Raw genomic sequence first — 18323 nt, forward strand, 5'->3', positions numbered from 1 at the left:
TGCACAACCTCGCCCTCGCCGGATAGGCCTACGGGCGGTACAGCAGCCCACTATCCCCGAGGCAACTCAAAGATCATTTACGGGACAACCCTTAGTCGGCCGGCCCCGCCGCCCTCGCGGCCACCCGCCCGTACCCCCGTCCCGGAGCTCCCACGCCGCACGCCGGCCCTGTCGGCGGGGGAGCGACGTGCGCGGCGCGGGTTGAATTCGAATCACGAAAGGCCGGAATCCGGAATGTGGGGGAGTAGCGAGATGCGGAGTGGTGGATCTGGAGATCAATACGGAATTCGACCCTCAGGTTTGTTCAGCGCACAGTCGGCCGTACGGGCTTCACCCCTCTTTTCGCCATGTCTCTGTCCTGTTTCGATGCTTACGGAGATCCGGACCCACGGCTACGCTCCATCCGGCAACGGGGGGAGCCGTCGCGGGTGGGAACACCCGGAATATTTGCTGCCCCTTTTGTTGGAAGCGGTCCGCCTCGCGCACGAGATCAGACGAAGGAACTGCCATGCCCATTTCTCGTCAGCGTCCCGCGTGGACCGCCCGTGTGGCCGTGACCACCCTCGCGGTCTCGGCCGGATTGGTGAGCCCGCCCGCCGCCCTCGCGGCCACCGGCCCGGAAGCCGCAGCCGGGCGGTTCCCCTCCGTCGTGCGGCTGGCCATCGGAGCGGAAGCCGACTCCCGTGCCTGTACCGGCGTCGTGGTCGAACAGATGTGGATCGCCGCCGCCGCGAGCTGCTTCGCCACGACCCCCGGCTCCCCGGTCCCGGCCGGCAGACCCGCCCTGAGGAGCACGGCCACCCTGAGCACCGGCCAGACCGCCGAGGTCACCGAGCTCGTCCCCCGTACCGACCGCGACTTCGTCCTGGCCCGCCTGGCCGCGCCCGCCACCGGCGTCACACCGGTCAAGCGCGCCACCGCCGTACCGCCTGCCGGCACCGAACTCACCACCGCCGGCTTCGGACGGACCAAGACCGAGTGGGTCGTCGACAAGCCCCACACCGGCACCTTCATCATCGGCTCCACCGACGCCACCACCCTCACCCTCAACGGCCGGGGCTCCGACACCATCTGCAAGGGCGACGCCGGTGGCCCCCTCCTCGACCCGGCCGGCGACCTGATCGGCGTCAACAGCCGCTCCTGGCAGGGCGGCTGCCTCGGCACCCCGTCCACCGAGACCCGCACCGGAGCCGTCGGCTCCCGCACCGACGACCTCCACGCCTGGATCGAGGAATCCGTCCGCCGGACCACCCCGCGCGACTTCGACGGCGACGCCCGATCCGATGTGGTGATGGCCTACTACCACCAGAACGGTTCGGTCGGTTTCTACACCGCTTTGGGTGGAGCGGGCGGCGGTTTCGGTGACTTCTCCGTGGGTTATACGGTTCCGCCGGTGAGCTGGGATCGGTCGTCGATGAAGTTGTTCGCGGGTGATTTCAATGGTGATCGGCGTGCTGATGTGGGGATGATGTACCGCTTCGGTGATGGTGCGATCGGTATGTTCACGGGCTTGTCGGACGGTGCGGGCCACATCCAGCCCTTTACCGCGAGTGCTCGGGTGCCGGCGAGTGCGGGTTGGAACTGGGATGCGATCGATCTGTTCCCGGGTGATTTCAACGGTGATGGTCGGTCCGATGTGGTGATGGCCTATTACCACCAGAACGGTTCGGTCGGTTTCTATACTGCTTTGGGCGGTGTGGGCGGTGGGTTCGGTGATTTCTCCGTGGGTTATACGGTTCCGCCGGCGAGTTGGGATCGGTCGTCGATGAAGTTGTTCGCGGGTGATTTCGACGGTGATCGGCGTGCTGATGTGGGGATGATGTACCGCTTCGGTGATGGTGCGATCGGTATGTTCACGGGCTTGTCGGACGGTGCGGGCCACATCCAGCCCTTTACCGCGAGTGCTCGGGTGCCGGCGAGTGCGGGTTGGAACTGGGATGCGATCGATCTGTTCCCGGGGGATTTCAACGGTGATGGTCGGTCCGATGTGGTGATGGCCTATTACCACCAGAACGGTTCGGTCGGTTTCTATACCGCTTCGGGTGGAGCGGGCGGTGGGTTCGGTGATTTCTCCGTTGGTTATACGGTTCCGCCGGCGAGTTGGGATCGGTCGTCGATGAAGTTGTTCGCGGGTGATTTCGACGGTGATCGGCGTGCTGATGTGGGGATGATGTACCGCTACGGTGACGGCGCGATCGGTATGTTCACGGGCCTGTCCGACGGCGCCGGCCACATCCAGCCCTTCACGGGCAGTGCGCGCGTCCCCGCCGGTGCGGGCTGGAACTGGAACGCCATCCAACTCCCCTGACCACGCGGATCACACGCCCACGGCACGTCGTCCTCACGAAGGAAGAGACATGTTCGTACTTTCCGCACGCACGGCTCGGGCCGCCGGTTTCCTGGCCGCCACGGCCCTGATCACCCTCGGCGTCGTCCCCGCCACCCCGGCCGCCGCGGCGACGGGACCCGAGGTCGCCACGGGCAAGCACCCCTACGCGGTACGAATCGCACTCGGCGGCGAAACCGACGGTCGAGCCTGCACCGGGACGCTCGTCGACCGGTACTGGGTCCTGACCGCCGCGAGCTGCTTCGCCACCGTCCCCGGCACCACCGTCCCCGCCGGCCCACCCGCGATACGTGCCACCGCCACCCTCGGCGACGGCAGGACCCTCGGCATCACCGAGCTCGCGCCGCGCGACGACCGCGACGTCGTCCTTGCCCGACTGGCCTCACCCGTCGTCGGCGCCCCGACGGCGAAACTCGCCACCTCCGCCCCGACCGCAGGCGCCACCCTGAGCGCGGCCGGATTCGGCCGCACGAGGACCGAGTGGGTGCCCGACAAGCCACACGCCGCGGCGTTCACGCTCAACAGCTCCGACGCCACCTCCCTCACCCTCACCGGCAAGGGGACGGACGCGATCTGCAAGGGCGACACCGGCGGCCCCCTCCTGAACGCGGCCGACCAACTCGTCGCCGTGAACTCCCGCTCCTGGCAAGGTGGTTGCCTGGGCACCGCCACCACCGAAACCCGCACCGGCGCCCTCTCCGCCCGCGTCGACGACCTCGGACCCTGGCTCCGAAAGGTCACGCTCACCACCGCCTCCATCGTGAACACCCTCAGCGGCAAGTGCGCGTACGTCAGCTGGCGCACCCCCGAGAACAGCGCACCCGCCGTCATGGTGGACTGCGACCCGCAGTACACCGACCAGATCTGGAAGTTCGTGCCCGTCCCGGGCGGCGGTCACCTGATCCGCAACGAGTTCACCGGCCGCTGCCTCTTCGTCTCCTGGCGCACCCCCGACGACGGCGCACCGGTACAACAGTTCGACTGCAACCCGCAGTACAACGACCAGATCTGGAAGTTGGAACCGGTCCCCGCCGGCGGCTACCTCATCCGCAACGCCCAGACCAACCGCTGCATGCTGGTCTCCTGGCGCACCCCGGACAACGGCGCACCCGTCGTCCAGGTGGGCTGCGACCCGCAGTACATCGACCAGGTCTGGAAGCTCTGAGAGCCCGGAGGACGCGGGGGACCTGACCGGTCGGATGAGAACGCCGGCCGGTCGGGTGTCACGTGCCGAGACAGTGGCGACACTTTACGTGGTCCCCTGTCTCCGTACGTCGTACGTCGTACGGACGTCGCAGAGTGCGGCCCGGGCCGTCGCTCCCACCCGGGCCGCCCCCTCGGCCCTGTGGCTGTCAGAGGCGTCATGCACAGTGGAAGAGGCGATTCCTCGACGACCGGGGTGACCTCATGACACACGCGATCAGAGCGGAGGGTCTCACCAAGGCCTTCAAGGGCACCGCCGCGCTCAAAGGACTCGACCTCGAAGTCCCCCAGGGCACCGTTTTGGGCCTGCTGGGACCCAACGGGGCCGGCAAGACCACGGCGGTCCGGATCTTCGCCACGTTGCTGCATCCTGACGGGGGCCATGCCGAGGTCGGCGGCTACGAAGTGGTGCGCCAAGCCCGCCAGGTCCGGTCCCTGATCGGCCTCACAGCCCAGTCCTCCGCGGTGGACGACAACATGACGGGAACCGAGAACCTGGTGATGATCGCGCGCCTTCTCGGCATGACCCGCCCCGACTCGCGCGCACGGTCCGCCGAACTGCTGCGGCGCTTCCACCTGGAAGAGGCCGCGGGGCGCGCCGTGAAGACGTACTCCGGCGGGATGAGGCGACGCCTCGACCTCGCGGCGAGCCTGGTGGGGCGCCCCCGCGTCCTGTTCCTCGACGAACCGACCACCGGGCTCGATCCCCACAGCCGCGGCGAGGTGTGGGGAATGCTGCGTGGTTTGGTGTCCGAAGGCATGACCACCCTGTTGACCACGCAGTATCTGGACGAGGCCGACCGGCTCTCCGACAGCATCGTCGTCGTCGACCAGGGCACCGTCATCGCCCAGGGCGCTCCTGACGAGCTGAAGTCGCAGGTCGGTGGGCAGGTCCTCAGCGTGATGCCCGTGGAGGCCGCCGAGCTGGCGAGGGTCCGCGCGCTCGTGACGGAGGAAGCCGGCGCTCAGGCCGTGATCGAGGATCATCGCGTCATCGCCCCCGTCACCACCGACACGCTCATGCCGGGGGTGGTGCGACGCCTCGACCAGGCGGGCATCGCCGTGGCGGAGCTCACCCTGCGCCGCTCCTCGCTGGACGAGGTGTTCCTGGCCCTGACCGGTCACAAGGCACAGGCGGCCGGCCCGAAGGCGTCCGACGACGACCACACGCCCACAGGAGGTCCGTCATGACCGCCACGAACCTCCCGGGGGCGACTCCCCGTATGGGCAACCGCGTCCACGTGGGCGCGGCGCTGAGGCAGACGGCCACCATGGTGTGGCGGAGCCTGATCTCGGTGAAGCACAACCCGTTGGAACTCGTCGACTACAGCATCACGCCGATCATGTTCGTCTTCCTCTTCACGTACGTCTTCGGCGGACAGATGGCAGGCTCGCCGCAGGACTACCTGCAGTACGCGCTCGCCGGGATCATCGTGCAGAACACCCTGTTCATGAGCGTGTACACCGCGATGTCGCTCAACGCCGACCTGACGAAGGGGGTGTTCGACCGCTTGCGCAGCCTCCCCATCGCCCGCGCGGCACCCCTTTACGGACGCATCGTCGCCGACCTTGCGAAGCAGCTCTGGGCGATGCTGCTGATGATCGGTCTCGGCACCCTGCTCGGGTTCACCCTCACGGGCAGCGCCCTGGGCTTCCTGGGCGCGACGCTCCTTCTCCTGACCTTCGCCGCCGCCGTTTCCTGGACGGCCGTCCTGATCGGCATGCTGGCGGGCGACGCCGAGAAGGTACAGGTCTTCGCCTTCACGATCATCTTCCCGATCACCTTCGCGAGTACCGCCTTCGCCCGAGTGGAGACCATGCCGGGGTGGCTGCAGGCATGGGTCGAGTTCAACCCCGTCACGCACCTCTCGGACGCCTTCCGGGGGCTCCTGCTGGGCACCCCGGTCGGCTCGTCCGTCATGTGGTCACTGCTCTGGGCGGCGGGCATCACCGCGGTCTTCATGCCGCTGGCCCTGCGCGTCTACAACTCCCACGGCCGCTGACACCACCTCTCGTCCGACCGCGCTCGCGGCAGCCGATCCTCGTAGGAGCCGCGCTCGGTCACGAGTGGTCAGGCGGCGGCCGGTCCGTGCATGACCGGAGTGATGTCGCCACCGTCGCTGTGCTGCGGATCGGCACTCAGGTGGCCAGGGCGGGGACGGGAGTGGCGCCGGGGAGGTCGAGGAGGGATTTCGAGGGGAGGATCAGCTTGCCCGCTCGGGAGCCGCTGCCGACGAGGACGTGGGGGATGGCGAGGAGGCTCGGGTCCAGGAGGAGGGGCCAGTGCGGCGGGAGGCCGATGGGGGTGACCCCGCCGTACTCCATGCCCGTCGTCTCCACCACCACGCTCAGCGGCGCGAAGGAGACCTTGCGGGCGTCGAGGGCTTTGCGCGCCGCCCCGTTGAGGTCCGCGCGGGTTGCGGAGGGGATCAGGCAGGCCGCGTACCGGGTTTCCCCGCCTCGCTTCGCCGCCGCGACCACACAGTTCGCCGAGACCTCCAGCAACCCGCCGCCGTAGTGCTCCACGAACGTCGCCGTGTCCGCCCACTCCGGGTCGGTCATCGCGTGGATGATCTCCGAGGCGGCGGCGGGCCCCTGCCATTGGCGCAGGGCGGTTGCCACCGCCGGGACGAGGGCGTCGAGTCGATCCGTGGCGGGGGCGAGGTCCGTGAGGCCGTCGAAAACCGGAGGCAGGATGATCATGCTGGCCATACTGCACCACGCTCGCTGCTGCCCGCGGCTCGCGTGGTTCGACTGCCTGGTGCCAGGGTGCACTTCATGGATCGAGCAGAGGTATTGCTCATCGGAGGGCGCGCGGGCGCCGGCAAGACGACGGTGGGATAGGAGGTTGTGGCGTGCCTGCCGCAGCCGGGACGGCAGTGTCCCGGACCCGGAGGCTTTTCTCCAGGACGTAGGGTCCTAGTTGCTCACGCGGTGCGCCAGTACGGCCGAGGAAGCCGCGGCGACCTGTCTCTTCGTCCTGGCCGACGCCTACGTCACCGGCACCACGCTCGCGAAAGACGGCGGCGCGGCACTGGTGTGACACAGGCGCCACAACAGCCCTGAACGCACTCCCGCGGTGGTCGAACCGGCGCAGAAGCCACCAGGCTTCGGCACGTCGCAGCTACGACCGGCAGCGCTTCTCCGCCCCTCCAGCGCATGGAACGCGAAGTCACACTGGAGTGCTGGAACTAGAAGGGGTCCGCATCGATCACGAGCCTGCCGGTGGCGGCTGAACAGACTTCCCAGCGATCGCCGGTCCGGCGGAGGTCCAGGACGACCGCGATCGGTCCACCCGTCTTCGGCTTGAGGTCCACATTGACGGAGGCGCTGTCGCCGCTCGCGGTGGAGGAGACGATCTCGTGCTCGAAGACGGGAGTTGAGAACCCTCGGAGGGCGACCGCCGGGTCCTGCTCCACCTGCGGGCAGCCGCTCTCCGGCCCGCGCATCGGTGCGGCCCCCTCGCCACCCACCGTGTCCAGGTAGGAGTCCACCGCCTGGTGGAGCGGGCTGCGCCCCCACATGTCGGTCCCCGCGAATACCACGGTCACGACGATCGCGGCCACCACCAGCGGCACGCCCACCGAGAGGGCCACCAGCCACCGGCCGGTCCCTTGCCCACCCCGCGTCATGTATGCCCCCTTACGTCGGGACCTCGCGCCCCCGCACCCACTACCCGCAAGGACGCGACCGGACCCGCCTCCGTTCCCGCCCCGGGCTGCGAAGCGGTCCCGGCACGGTCCGGGGCGCATCCGAGCCGAGCCCCGGGCGGAAGGCCGGCTGTCCCGTATGGGGCCTCCATACCCTCGCCGCAGGCATCGGCCGTGACCGCGACGCCGTCATCGCCGGCCTCACCTTGCCCTGGAACTCCGGCGTCGTCGAAGGACACGTCAACCGGATCAAGATGCTCTAGCGACAGATGTTCGGCCGCGCAGGCTTCAACCTCCTGCGCAAACGGGTCCTGCTCGCCCCGTAGCCGTGTTGTCAGTACGTGATGCAAGGATCCGGGCGACCATACGCAAGGAGATCAGCATGGGCACCTGGGATACCGGTCCCTTCGACAACGACACAGCCGCGGACTTCGCCAACGCGCTCGACGAAGCCGAGCCCGAGGCGCGTGAAGCCCTGATCCGAGGCGTCCTCATTCGGACGATCGACGCCACCGGCTATCTCACGGAAGCGGAAGAGGCCGTGGCCGCCGCCGCTTTGATCGCGGCGCAATGCCCGGGAGGCGAACCCGTCGACATGTCCTACGGCCCGGAAAAGCCCATGCCCGTCTTCCCTTCCGACCTTCGGGTACTCGCCGACGAAGCCCTCGCCCGCATCGTCGACGACGAGGATGGGCCGGCCTCAAACCGGGTCGACCCGGAGGACTGGAAGCAGTGGCGAGCCATACTGACGCGCCTTCGCGCAGTGCTTGCCCCGCCACCCCCGTCCATTGCTCTCTTCGACGTCCAGCCGTAACGGAGCGTCACTCAGCACGGAAGCTGAGTCAGAACCACAACCCGTGAACAGAGCCATGCCGGAAGGCCACCGCAGAGTGTCCAGACAGTAGTTGATGCGGGCGAATTCAGCGGGGACAGGCGGGCGACGCCCTCGCCGCGCATCTCGGTGACGACCGGGATCTTCAACCTGCTGTGGGCGTTCTTCGTCGTGCTGATGATCGTGTGCCCCGGGTCCACGACGAGGGCGTGAACGGCATGTGGGACAAGTCGCGGCGTTCCGATGCCGGACGCGCACCCGGCGTTCATCAATCGACCGGTATATGTACGATCTGGAGTACGACGCCATCGTGGCGGCACGATCAAAGACGATCGCCCACGGGGTGGTACCCGTATACCCCGACGCCACCCCGTCCCTTCGAAGAGCCGCATCAAGGTGTCGATGCCAGTGGCTACCGGGCTCGACTGCAGGCTCTCCAAAAAGGCCCAAAGCGAATATGACTGCATATAGAGGACTTCCGGTGGACTTTTCTCATGTCATTAGCCTGCTGGGCGAGCCCCGGTTCGGCGGATTCTCGGACGCTCCCTCCGACCCGGCGTGGGATCGGCTGGAAGGCGAACTGGGGACGGTCCTCCCTGAGGAGTACAAGTCCTTCGTGTCGGCCTACGGTCCGTGCGTGCTCCACGGGACGTTCTACGTGTCGCACCCTCGGGGTGCCGCACTGAATCTCCCGGGGTTCATCAGCCGCGTGTCCCGGGAGGCGCGGGACTCCCAGGGTTACCACCCCGAGGAATTCCCGTACGCCGTCGCCCCGGAGCCCGGGGGACTGGTCCCCGTGATCGCCACGTTCGACAGCGACCTGGTGTTCCTGCGGCCGCCCGGCGACGGCGCCGACGAGTGGACCGTGATGATCCGCTGGGACACGTTCCGGTGGGAATGGCACCGCACCGGCTTCGTCGCGTTCCTGGAGCGCGTACTCGGCGAACCTGAGGAGATCCCGCTCATCAGCCGGGAATCCTTCGAATGGTCTGAGGTCCCGTACGAAGTGAGCGAGTACCAGGAAGCGGACACGCCGTCCTGAACTTCTCCGTTCCAAGACGCACGAAGACCCCGCTCAGTGGCGGGGTCTGAGAGGTTGGATTCGTCCGATGTTCCATCCCGAGATGAGCTGTGTGATGGCCTTAAGGGGGAACTCCAGGTGAGAACTACCTCTAAACGGCCGCACATCCTTGGGCCTGTGGGCCGTTCGCTTGTCCATCAGAAGGGAGGCTCGAGATCGCCGCGGCCATCGCTGTGTGGCCCGCAGTCCCAGGGCTCCTCCTGGGAAGGTTCAATTTCGGATACGTCGTGGCCCCATGCTTCGAGGGCCTTCCAGGCAATTCGCCGGTCAGGGGCGTCGCTGCTGGTGTCCAGGATGCGGCGCGCGTGCACGGCGAGGTGATCGCGGTGTTGGGCCAGCGCGGGGTGCTCGGCGAGGATGAGCGCGGCGAGGCAGGCGGCGTCGCGCACGGCCTCGTGACTGTCCTGTAGAAAGGGCGCGACGGCTCGGTAGAGCATCGGACGCAGGTCCCGGAAGCCGGCCACGAGGGTGCCGGGGGCGAGGAATCCGGGGAAGTACTGCCCAACGCGGTCTACGAAGTCGTCGGAGGCGTCGTAAACCATGGAAGCCAACCAGTTCAACAATGTCGCCCGGATGGGGACGCTGCGATACGGCCGGAGCGTCATGGTCGCCGGGTGGGTGAGGATGCCGGCGACATACGTGGCAACGGGGGCGGTGGCTTCGTAGATGGTGTTCTGGTGGCCGACCAACTCACTCAGTTCCGACAAAGCGGTGACCTGCACCTTGGGATCAGGCTCCAGCAGCCGTGCGAGGACTTCGGGCAGGCACTCGCCGTTCCCGAAAGCTGTCTGGAGCGAACGCCAATCAGTCTCCGCCAGAACTACCTGGTAGGGCGGCAAGTCAGGCTCGCGGGGCGCCCCGGCCGTGAGGCTGCTGTGAATCACAGGCCAAAGCTAGACCAGAATTCTGACACGAGTCCCGTCCGGGCCAGTTGGAAGCCGCTGCCCTTCCGGGGTGACGGGTGCGTCTGGGCCAAGCCCGGACGCCATGACAGCGCTCGTCGTCTGGCTCGACGACGCGGCTGCGAACAGGGCCGGCGCGGCGGACGACATGGTGATCAGCAACCAGGACCGCAGGTGGGTGGCGGTACGTGCGGAGCGGCTCCGTGCCACTCGCCTATATGGTTCGGATTTGATCATCGGACGGTGTGAAGAGTGAGGGGCGCGGGCGTGCGCGGTTGGAAGAGCATCATCGGAACTTCGGGGATGGTTGTGGTGCTTGCGGGGTGCGGTGGCGGGTCTTCGGAGTTGACGTCCGAGCCGCTCGGCAAGGACACGGGAATCCGTTACGAGGAGCCGCGGGTGCCCACGGTGAAGGGAATGACCTGCGACCGTGTTCGGGGTTCGCTCCGGTACGGGCTTCGTGCCCGTACCGCCGACACGTTGCCCAAGCACCAGGGCAAGAAGGATTCCGAGGAGTACACCTGCTACGGACCGGAGCGGATCAGTCTCGCCGTCCAAGGGCGCACCGTGGCCGCACCTCACATCGCCGCCGAGTACAACCTGTACGCAGCCGTCCCGGACCCGCTCAAAACCGTCAAAGACGTGTACACCAAGTCTCTGGCGCAGCAGAGCGAACGAACCCTGGTCGGCGAGGCGACGACGGTCACCACGCAGACGGCCGCACTCACCTGCCAGCAGAACGTGTGGAACTCGCACCCCATGACCACCTGCTTGTGGGCGAACCACGGAGCGGTCGGTGCGGTAGACCTCTTCCCGCCCGCCGGCCGCCACCCCGACATCTCGGAAGCGGTCAACCGCACCAAGGAACTCATCGCGACCGGCCTGGTCGAATCCCCCCGCTGACCGCATACGACCGCGGCGGACCGCACGAGCGTGCCCGCCGGCCAGCCTGATCCGCTCTTCCTGGCGGGCGGGTAGTGGTTCCTGCTCGCTGCCGTGGCCCGCCCGCCGGCCCTCAGGCGACCCCGTGCGCCAGGCGGGCCGACTCCCGCCCACTCGGCCTCGGCGACCCTTCCGGCGTATATGTCGACCACGGCACGCTGAACCTGCCCACGGCGCCCACCATCGGCGCTTCACCCCTTCATCGCTCTTACCGAGAGGATTGACATGCGGCTGCGCTGCGCTGTGCTCGACGATTTCCAGGACGTGGCCACCGTGGTGGCCGACTGGACTCCCGTGCAGGACCGGGTAGAGGTCACCACGTTCACGGAACACTTCACGACCGAAGACGAGTTGGTCGCCGCGGTATCCGACTTCGACATCATCGTGACCCTACGCGAACGCATTCCCTTCCCGGCCTTCCTACTGGAGCGGCTGCCCCGACTGAAGCTGCTCATCGCCTCGGGCATGCGCAACTCCGTCATCGACTACGCCGCCGCCACACGACACGGCGTCACCGTCTGCGGCACCGGCAGCGCCTCCACCCCACCGGTCGAGCTCACGTGGGCGCTCCTGCTGGGCCTCGCCCGCGGCATCGTCACCGAGAACAACGCCCTGCGCACCGGCGGCCCCTGGCAGTCCACCGTCGGCGCCGACCTGAACGGCCGCCGCCTGGGCCTGCTCGGCCTCGGCAAGATCGGCAGCAAGGTCGCCCAGGTCGCCCTCGCCTTCGGCATGGAGGTGACGGCGTGGAGCCACAACCTCACCAAGGAACGCGCGGACGAGGTCGGTGTCCACCTGGCGGGCTCGAAGGAGGACCTGCTGCGCACCAGCGACTTCGTCTCCGTCCACCTGGTGCTCGGCGACCGCACCCGGGGCCTGCTCGGCGCCCCCGATCTGGCCCTGCTCAAGCCGACGGCCTATCTGGTAAACACCTCGCGCGCGGACATCGTCGACCAGGACGCGCTGCTGGACGTGCTGCACGGGGGCCGGATCGCCGGGGCCGGCATCGACGTCTTCGACATCGAGCCGCTGCCCGCCGACCACCCCATGCGCACCGCACCCCGGCTCCTGGCCACCCCGCACCTCGGCTACGTGTCGCAGAGCAACTACCAGACGTACTACAGCCATGCGGTCGAGAACATCGAGGCCTATCTGGCCGGCGCACCGATCCGACACCTCGGCTGACGCCCGCTCCCCGCCGGTGGGTGGGTGTCCGCCGGCCCGGGTACGGACTTGAATACCCTTGGTGGGGGCGGACGTTCTCCGCCCTTGCGGATCGGGGGGAAAATGCGTGTAGCGGTGTATCTCGCACATCCACGTGCGGGGAGTTTCAACCATGCTGTTTTCGACGCCGTGGTGGGGGAGTTGCGCGAGCGGGGCGCCGAGGTGGTGGCTCATGACCTGTGCGCGGAGGGCTTCCCGGCGGTGCTGTCCGCCGATGAGACGGGAACGGTCGAGGAGGCGGTGCGCGCCCAGGAGGGGCAGGTGGCCCTGCACCGTGCGGAGGTGGCCACGTTGGACGCCATGATGTTCGTCCACCCGAACTGGTGGGGTATGCCCCCGGCCGTTCTCGCGGGCTGGGTGCAGCGCGTGCTCGTGCCGGGTGTCGCCTACAAGCTGGGCACTGCGGAGGGCGAACCCGTCGGGCTTCTGAAGGTGGGCAAGGCCCTCGTGCTGAACACGTCCGATACTCCGATCGAGCGGGAGGACGGAGAGTTCGGCGATCCCTTGCAGAAGATCTGGTCGGCCTGTGTCTTGCCGTACGTCGGGGTGAGCGAGGTGCGCCGGGTCGTCTTCCGGACGGTCGCCGACTCCACGGAGGAAACGCGTAGGGACTGGCTGGACCAAGCCCGTCAGCAGGCGGCCGCGCTCATGGCCTGAACCGGCAGCGGCCACCGCGGGCCCATTGCCGGATTGCGGCCCTGGTGGTCAGGGCCGCACCCCGTACGTCCGAACGTACTCCGGGGCCGAACCCACCGGCGGGGCTTTTCGCCGGCGGCCGTGGACCGCCGCCTCATCCGTTCGCGTGCGGCCAGGTGCCAGTGGGGTGCGACGGGAACGGGTGGGGGGGGGTGATGGGTGGGTGGCGGTCATCGGACGGCTGACCGAGTCGCTTGGCGCCGCGTTCTCCACCTCGGGCGCAACCGCCGGGCAGCTGGGGTGGCAGTGGATCTGGGTGTTCAGCACCGCGGTGAAGAACCCACCTGTCGAAACGGGCGTCCTTCGACTGACGGCTTTCCGACAGGATGCCTCGGCCGCCGGCGCCGCCCGGTGCCCGGCGGGCCTCTCTGCCCGGCCGGTGCTTCATTCGCCGGCCAGTCGTAGGGTCCACGCGCCGAGCGCTGTGACGTCGAGGTAGTAGGGGCCGGGTCCGTGGAGTCGGCTGGTGGCGGTGGACCGGTGCTCGCCGGCCGTGTTGAAGGGCAGGTCGACCAGTCCGCCGTCGGCGTCGAGGACGCGCACGATGAAGTGGCCCGCGCCGGTGTGGGAGCCTTCGAGGCGCAGGGTTCCGGTGGCGGTGAACGGTCCTTCGAGCCGGTCCCCGCGCCCTGCGTAGGCCTGTGGCAGGTCGGCGGGGGCGCCGCCGGGCGGTGGCCCGAGCCGTACGGTCCACGCGGAGTCGGCGTCCACCTTCAGGTAGTGGGTTCCGGGCGGGAGCGTGGCGGCGCGGGTGCCCTCGTAGGGGCCGAAGGCGGTCACGGGAAGATCCTCGGCGCGGCCTTCGGAGTCGAGGACGGTGACGGTGAAGGCGAGGCGGCAGGCGGGGCAGGAGGCGGTGACGAGGGTGAGGCCTGCGGACGTGGTGAAGTCCCCGGTGGACTGGTGCCCGGTGCCGGTGAACTCGGCCGCCACGGCTCCTGGGGTTTTGCCGGGTGCCCGCGGGGTGCCTGTGGTCGGGGTCGGCGGCGGTGCGGGGGAGTGGCCCGCCGTGGCGGGCGTGGCGGCTCCAGGAGGGTCGGGGGAGGCGCCCCGGTCCGGGCCTTCGCCGGTACGCGTCAGCAACAGGCCGGTCACGGCCAGCGCGCACAGCACGGTGAGGGCTCCCAGGAGCAGGGCCCACGGACGTCCGCGGAGCCCGTTCCGCCGCGGTGGGCGGTCCGGGTCCCGGGCCCCGTCCTGGTCTGAGTCCGGCGCGGGGCCAGGTTCCCGGTCCGGGTGCTGCAAGGGTCCCCGCGGGGGGCCGGAGGGGCGGTCCATGAACCCACGATGCGCCCTCCCGCGCCGCCCGCAACCGGGGTGGCGGTGCCGCGGCCGGCCCGGACGCCTATGTCGTCGGGCGTGGTGGCGTCCGCATCAGTGGTCGTCTCGTCGACGCGCGAGTTTCGATGGCGTTCGAGTTGGGTGGTTCCCCTGGCGGTCGGTGGTGCCGCAAAGCCTTGGGGGACACGTGGGGGGAAGCCTGGGTGGTGCCCCTATGTGGTGGGTGCCCGGCGGGAGGCTGTCTGGCACTCTGCCTGCCATGAGCGATGAAACGCATGTGCAGGAATCAGCCGAGGAGGGCATGCGTCCGTGCGCCTTCTGCAATCACCCTGTCGTGATCGACTGTCGCGACGAATGGGATTGCCAGGTGTGCGGCGTGCGCGATGAGGATCAGGTTGAGGTGGCGGGCCGGGATGCGTAGAAGGGTTCCCTCGCGGAGCATCGCGAACAGGACATCGGCCCGGCGCCTGGCGAGGCAGAGCAGGACCTGGGTGTGATGCTTGCCCTGCGCGATCTTGGGGGATGTCGTGGTGGGACGGTCCGGGTGGTGTGGGGGTCGTGGAGTAGGTCGTGTGGCTGGCCGCGCGGCTGTGGGGCCCGTTCGGTAAAGGGACGGCTTGGAGCGGGGCCCTGCGGGCCTGACGGCAAGTCTGGCGGGTCCCCTTGTGGCCCTCGGCAGGGTCCGCCGCTCCTGCGGGCCTCTACGGCCTTCTGAGCTTGAGAATCCTGAGAGGTATGTCCTCACCGAAGAGGAAAACGGTGAGCTGGAGGCAGAGATCGCTACGCTGCGGGATCGTGGCTATTGCTGATGGAGGACTGAGGGTGAACCGGGCCGTGGTGACAGATGTTTTCCCCTTCGCTCAGGGGGATAGCGCAGTTTATGTTGATCCCATCGATGGAGACTTCCGTACTGAATATCACGTGAAAATCATCCGCGGGGGAATTGAAGCCGCCGAGGCAGTCATCTTCCCTCGTGATGGGAGCGTGGCATCTGCCGGTCGAACCGGACGACGTCCGCATGCGCTGGTGAAGGGATTCGTTTGCGCGGTCGGCGACATCGTCGAAGCCGGCTGAATTCTCATCCAACTCCCGAGCAACCGATCAACATCGCGGGCACGTCTCTCCAGGCCACTTCCTTCCGCAGGACATGGACGATGCCCGCCAGTGCCACCCGGTCGGGACTGCGCGTTCGTCCAGGGGATCGGTGCCTGCGCGCCCGCGGTGCCGGCATCAAGGGCTCGACACGCTGGCACAGGTCATCGGGAACGAGATCGTCAGTCACGGGTCGAGATCTCGGCCTGGTCGAAGCGACATGAGTGCTGTGACGTCGGGCGGTCCCGGTCAGTGCACCTCGCTCGCAGGGCCGGAGCGGGCGCGGGCTGAGGTCGTCGGCGGCGGCTCCCGCAAAGCTTCAGTACAACGATGCTGGTGGGGACGGTGAGGATCATCAGGGCACCGCAGCCGACGAGGACAGCGGGTGCGCTGGTCCGGTCGAGCAGGAGGCCTCCGACGGCGGCTCCCAGAGGGGAGGCGGTCAGGAGTAGGGCGCTGCGCGCTGCCAGGACCGTGGTGAGGGAGTCGGCGGGTGCGCGGTCCTGGATCAGGGTGAAGGAGATTGCGGAGTAGGGGCCGTAGACGAGTCCGGCGAAGGCGAAGCCGAGCAAGGAAGGGACGGCGGTGTCCGCGAGGGCGAAAGGGAGCATCCCGATGCCGTGGCCCGCGATGATGCCGAGCATGGCCGGCCACAGGGGAAGCCGTTTGGCCGCGCCCAGGGCGAGGGCGCCGATGACGGCTCCGATCCCGAAAGCGGCCCAGTAGGTGCCGAGTAGCCCTGCGCCGGCGTCGAGGTCGTCGGAGACGAACAGCGGCAGGGCGACTTCGACGGGGCCGAAGGCGAAGTTGAACACCCAGGTCACGAGGAGCAGGCCGAACAGCTCAGGATGGCGGCGCAGGATGCTCAGGCCGCGTTGTGTGCCGCCGGTCACCGGGGGCGCCGGCGTCCGGGGCAGGTGGGTGCGGCCGGCCTGAAGCGCGAGCACGGCGAACGTGGCGGCGTCCAGGCCGATGATCCATGCCGGGGATACCCCTCCCACGAGAAGGCCCGCCAGGACGGGGCCCACGATCGTCGCGGTCCAGAGGCTGGTGCTGATCACACTGTTGGCCGCCAGGCGCTGGTCATCAGGGAGTAGAGGTGCGAAGAGTGCGTGCTTTCCGGCCTTGCCCCAGGCGTGCAGCAGCGAGGAGGCGCCCAGAAGCCCGACGTACACGGCCGGGGTGAGCAGCCCTGCCATGTGTGCGAGCGGGACCGCCCCGAGCAGTACTGCACGTAGCGTGGAGTCTGTGACCAGGAGTTGCCGCGCGGGCAGGGGCTCATCCACCTGCCCAAAGCCAGTGCTCCCAGCGCGCCGGGCAGGACGTAGGCGGCGACAGCGATGCCTGCCAGTGTGCCCTGGCCGCCGTCAGGGCCCAGTGCGAATGCGAGCCACGCGACCGCGACGACGGTCATGCCGTCCCCGAGGTCGGACAACGCGAAGACCGGCATCAGCCGTCGAAAGGTGCGGTCGGCGAACAGCGAACGGTAGGGGGCGGGCAAAAGATGTCCCGGTGCGACTGAGAACATGCAGGTCACCATCGCGCTTCAAGCGCGCTTGAAGTCAAGACCGGACCGAGAAGGAGGCAGGCGTGCGCTATCTACCCATCAGCGAGCTCGCGGAGCAAGCCCGTGTGCGTGCCTCGGCGCTGCGCTACTGGGAGGAGCGCGGTCTGCTGCCCGGCGCACGCCGCGAAGGCGGGCGCCGGGTATGGCCCGCCACAACCGTCCGCCGGGTAGCCCTGATCAAGATGGCGCAGCGGGCCGGCTTCACCCTCGCCGAGATTACGCAGCTGCTGGCCGAAGACACCTCACCGTCCGCAACTCGTCAGTGGCGGGAGATGGCTACACGCAAGCTGCCCGAACTCGATCGTCACATCGCGCAGACCCAGCCCCTACGCCAGGCAGTTGCGGACTGTCTGGAGTGCGGTTGCATGAAATTCGATCAGTGCGTACTGCTCGACACCACGCACATGGAGTCCTGACCGCAGACACTCGACGGCCATGCAACTACCCGGCGACCTGCTGAGCCTTGCGCTCGGCGGAGTTGGCGATGTCGGCGGCGAGGGCCGTGGCCTGCTGCAGCGCGGTGCGGTGGAGTTCGAGCGGTGCTGTGATCCGCAGGGAGTGGCCCTGGCCGCGGCGGATGGTCCGGCCGGAGGCGAGCGCGGTGCGGATGGCCTTGTCGCCGCCGGCGAGCAGATGGTCGGCGAGCAGGCCGCGCGGGTCACGCCCACCGGATTGTCCTGGCTGGACTTGGTGGCGCGGTGGTTCGCCGAGCTGGCCAACAAGCAGATACGGCGAGGCGTTCACAAGTCCGTCCAGGCCCTGGAGAAGGACGTCCGGGACTGGATCGCCACCTGGAACAGCGACCCGAAACCCTGCGTCTGGACCAAAACCGCGGACGGCATCCTCGAACGCCTCGCCGGCCATCTGAACGGAATTCCAGACTCAGAACACTAGAAGTAGCCCTTCGTGCCATCGACCAGCTCCCGGACGATGTCCGCGTGACCCGCGTGCCGCCCGGTCTCCTCGACGAGGTGGATCAGGATCCAGCGGAGGTTGGCGCTGCTGTCGCGGAAGTCGGGGTGGCGGCCGACGTCGTCCAGGGAGGCCGCGGCAACGATCTCGTTGCTGCGGGCGCACTGGGCCTCGTACTCCGTGAGCAGCTCTGCGAGGGGACGGCCGCCAGCGTCCCAGTCGGCGCCCTCGTTTGACTCGTCGAACGCCGGGTTCTGCTTCTTGTCGCCGCCGAGGAACACCACTTCCAGCCAGACGTGCTCGGTCCAGCGCATGTGGGAGATGAGACCGGCCATCGTCATGGCCGGTGAGGTCGGGATGACCGCGCGGCGCGCGTCCTCGTCGCTCAAGCCTTCGCATTTCCAGCGCAGGATCTGCCGCTGCAGGTCCAGCCAGCCGATGAGCGCAGTGCGTTCGTCCGCTTGGCGCGGGGGGCGTTCCAGTTTCCATGACATGCCGGCGCACGCTACCAGGGGGTGCGGAGCCGGCGTCGGGGTGTTACTGGTGATCTTCGCGTGACACCGCGCGGCAGCCCTCGTCTTCACAGTTCAAGGC

20 protein-coding genes and 1 pseudogene are annotated in these 18323 nt (G+C 68.4%); 13 read left to right on the plus strand and 8 right to left on the minus strand.

Translation table 11 applies throughout. The annotated features are described in order from the left end of the window. The first annotated feature begins 508 nt into the window (after window positions 1-508). The 4 genes from AB0D01_RS35335 (at window position 509) to AB0D01_RS35350 (ending at window position 5553) form a co-directional block, all read left to right on the plus strand. A complete protein-coding gene (locus AB0D01_RS35335; protein ID WP_363062695.1) occupies window positions 509-2308 on the plus strand; it encodes an FG-GAP-like repeat-containing protein in 1800 nt (599 codons plus the stop codon). 49 nt (window positions 2309-2357) lie between these two features. Beyond that, window positions 2358-3512, plus strand: coding sequence for an RICIN domain-containing protein (locus AB0D01_RS35340; protein WP_363062697.1), 1155 nt, complete (start codon window positions 2358-2360; stop codon window positions 3510-3512). A gap of 242 nt (window positions 3513-3754) precedes the next feature. Further along, complete coding sequence (locus AB0D01_RS35345; RefSeq protein ID WP_363062699.1) at window positions 3755-4741, plus strand: ATP-binding cassette domain-containing protein; 987 nt, start codon at window positions 3755-3757, stop codon at window positions 4739-4741. After that, window positions 4738-5553 (plus strand): ABC transporter permease, encoded by an 816-nt coding sequence (locus AB0D01_RS35350; protein WP_363062701.1) that lies wholly within the window; start codon window positions 4738-4740, stop codon window positions 5551-5553. The genes AB0D01_RS35345 and AB0D01_RS35350 overlap by 4 nt, the downstream gene beginning before the upstream one ends. Window positions 5554-5689: 136 nt before the next feature. Here the strand turns inward: AB0D01_RS35350 and AB0D01_RS35355 are convergent, their stop codons facing one another. Together AB0D01_RS35355 and AB0D01_RS35360 are read right to left on the minus strand one after the other, a co-directional pair. Next, complete coding sequence (locus AB0D01_RS35355) at window positions 5690-6253, minus strand: YbaK/EbsC family protein (protein ID WP_363062703.1); 564 nt, start codon at window positions 6251-6253, stop codon at window positions 5690-5692. Window positions 6254-6741: 488 nt separating this feature from the next. Continuing rightward, the gene (locus tag AB0D01_RS35360; RefSeq protein ID WP_363062705.1) at window positions 6742-7182 is read right to left on the minus strand and encodes a hypothetical protein; all 441 of its coding nucleotides are present in this window, start codon (window positions 7180-7182) and stop codon (window positions 6742-6744) included. A 400-nt stretch (window positions 7183-7582) separates the two neighbouring features. On the opposite strand from AB0D01_RS35360, the gene AB0D01_RS35365 reads away from it, so the two are divergent. Continuing rightward, on the plus strand, window positions 7583-8014 hold the full coding sequence (locus AB0D01_RS35365) for a DUF4259 domain-containing protein (RefSeq protein WP_363062707.1): 432 nt from the start codon (window positions 7583-7585) through the stop codon (window positions 8012-8014). Between the two features lie 499 nt (window positions 8015-8513). After that, window positions 8514-9074 carry an SMI1/KNR4 family protein gene (locus AB0D01_RS35370; RefSeq protein ID WP_363062709.1) on the plus strand — a complete coding sequence of 187 codons (561 nt, stop codon included), beginning with the start codon at window positions 8514-8516 and terminating at the stop codon, window positions 9072-9074. Window positions 9075-9250: 176 nt separating this feature from the next. Here the strand turns inward: AB0D01_RS35370 and AB0D01_RS35375 are convergent, their stop codons facing one another. After that, window positions 9251-9997 carry a hypothetical protein gene (locus tag AB0D01_RS35375; RefSeq protein WP_363062711.1) on the minus strand — a complete coding sequence of 249 codons (747 nt, stop codon included), beginning with the start codon at window positions 9995-9997 and terminating at the stop codon, window positions 9251-9253. 285 nt (window positions 9998-10282) lie between these two features. Here AB0D01_RS35375 and AB0D01_RS35380 point away from each other — a divergent pair, with 285 nt between their 5' ends. The 3 genes from AB0D01_RS35380 to AB0D01_RS35390 all read left to right on the plus strand — a co-directional run bounded on the left by AB0D01_RS35380 (window position 10283) and on the right by AB0D01_RS35390 (window position 12838). Beyond that, window positions 10283-10918: a hypothetical protein gene (locus AB0D01_RS35380; RefSeq protein WP_363062713.1), complete on the plus strand. Its 636-nt coding sequence runs from the start codon at window positions 10283-10285 to the stop codon at window positions 10916-10918. 264 nt (window positions 10919-11182) lie between these two features. Next, on the plus strand, window positions 11183-12142 hold the full coding sequence (locus tag AB0D01_RS35385) for a D-2-hydroxyacid dehydrogenase family protein (protein ID WP_363062715.1): 960 nt from the start codon (window positions 11183-11185) through the stop codon (window positions 12140-12142). A gap of 102 nt (window positions 12143-12244) precedes the next feature. Continuing rightward, a complete protein-coding gene (locus AB0D01_RS35390) occupies window positions 12245-12838 on the plus strand; it encodes an NAD(P)H-dependent oxidoreductase (RefSeq protein ID WP_363062717.1) in 594 nt (197 codons plus the stop codon). Between the two features lie 48 nt (window positions 12839-12886). Here the strand turns inward: AB0D01_RS35390 and AB0D01_RS35395 are convergent, their stop codons facing one another. Together AB0D01_RS35395 and AB0D01_RS35400 are read right to left on the minus strand one after the other, a co-directional pair. Next, on the minus strand, window positions 12887-13144 hold the full coding sequence (locus AB0D01_RS35395; RefSeq protein WP_363062719.1) for a hypothetical protein: 258 nt from the start codon (window positions 13142-13144) through the stop codon (window positions 12887-12889). Between the two features lie 117 nt (window positions 13145-13261). Then, window positions 13262-13810 carry a hypothetical protein gene (locus AB0D01_RS35400; RefSeq protein ID WP_363062721.1) on the minus strand — a complete coding sequence of 183 codons (549 nt, stop codon included), beginning with the start codon at window positions 13808-13810 and terminating at the stop codon, window positions 13262-13264. A 607-nt stretch (window positions 13811-14417) separates the two neighbouring features. On the opposite strand from AB0D01_RS35400, the gene AB0D01_RS35405 reads away from it, so the two are divergent. Further along, a complete protein-coding gene (locus tag AB0D01_RS35405) occupies window positions 14418-14579 on the plus strand; it encodes a hypothetical protein (RefSeq protein WP_363062778.1) in 162 nt (53 codons plus the stop codon). 374 nt (window positions 14580-14953) lie between these two features. Further along, window positions 14954-15232 (plus strand): hypothetical protein, encoded by a 279-nt coding sequence (locus tag AB0D01_RS35410; protein WP_363062723.1) that lies wholly within the window; start codon window positions 14954-14956, stop codon window positions 15230-15232. 4 nt (window positions 15233-15236) lie between these two features. On the opposite strand, the gene AB0D01_RS35415 is transcribed toward AB0D01_RS35410, so the two are convergent. Together AB0D01_RS35415 and AB0D01_RS35420 are read right to left on the minus strand one after the other, a co-directional pair. Continuing rightward, window positions 15237-15440, minus strand: coding sequence for a transposase (locus AB0D01_RS35415; RefSeq protein WP_363062725.1), 204 nt, complete (start codon window positions 15438-15440; stop codon window positions 15237-15239). Next, entirely contained in the window at window positions 15433-16449 is a 1017-nt protein-coding gene (locus tag AB0D01_RS35420; RefSeq protein WP_363062727.1) for an MFS transporter, read from the minus strand. Before AB0D01_RS35420 ends, AB0D01_RS35415 begins: the two co-directional genes overlap by 8 nt. 391 nt (window positions 16450-16840) lie before the next feature. Between AB0D01_RS35420 and AB0D01_RS35425 the strand changes: the two genes are divergently transcribed. Together AB0D01_RS35425 and AB0D01_RS35430 are read left to right on the plus strand one after the other, a co-directional pair. Then, window positions 16841-17233 carry a MerR family transcriptional regulator gene (locus AB0D01_RS35425; RefSeq protein WP_363062729.1) on the plus strand — a complete coding sequence of 131 codons (393 nt, stop codon included), beginning with the start codon at window positions 16841-16843 and terminating at the stop codon, window positions 17231-17233. A gap of 244 nt (window positions 17234-17477) precedes the next feature. Then, window positions 17478-17711: pseudogene (locus AB0D01_RS35430) on the plus strand (IS630 family transposase); the annotation flags it as partial. On the opposite strand, the gene AB0D01_RS35435 reads toward AB0D01_RS35430, so the two are convergent. Continuing rightward, window positions 17708-18223, minus strand: a complete 516-nt coding sequence (locus AB0D01_RS35435; RefSeq protein WP_363062731.1) for a DinB family protein — start codon at window positions 18221-18223, stop codon at window positions 17708-17710. The pseudogene AB0D01_RS35430 and the gene AB0D01_RS35435 sit on opposite strands and share 4 nt — an antisense overlap. Window positions 18224-18323: the final 100 nt, after the last annotated feature.

This window comes from Streptomyces sp. NPDC048606 (assembly GCF_040650855.1).
Taxonomy (GTDB): domain Bacteria; phylum Actinomycetota; class Actinomycetes; order Streptomycetales; family Streptomycetaceae; genus Streptomyces.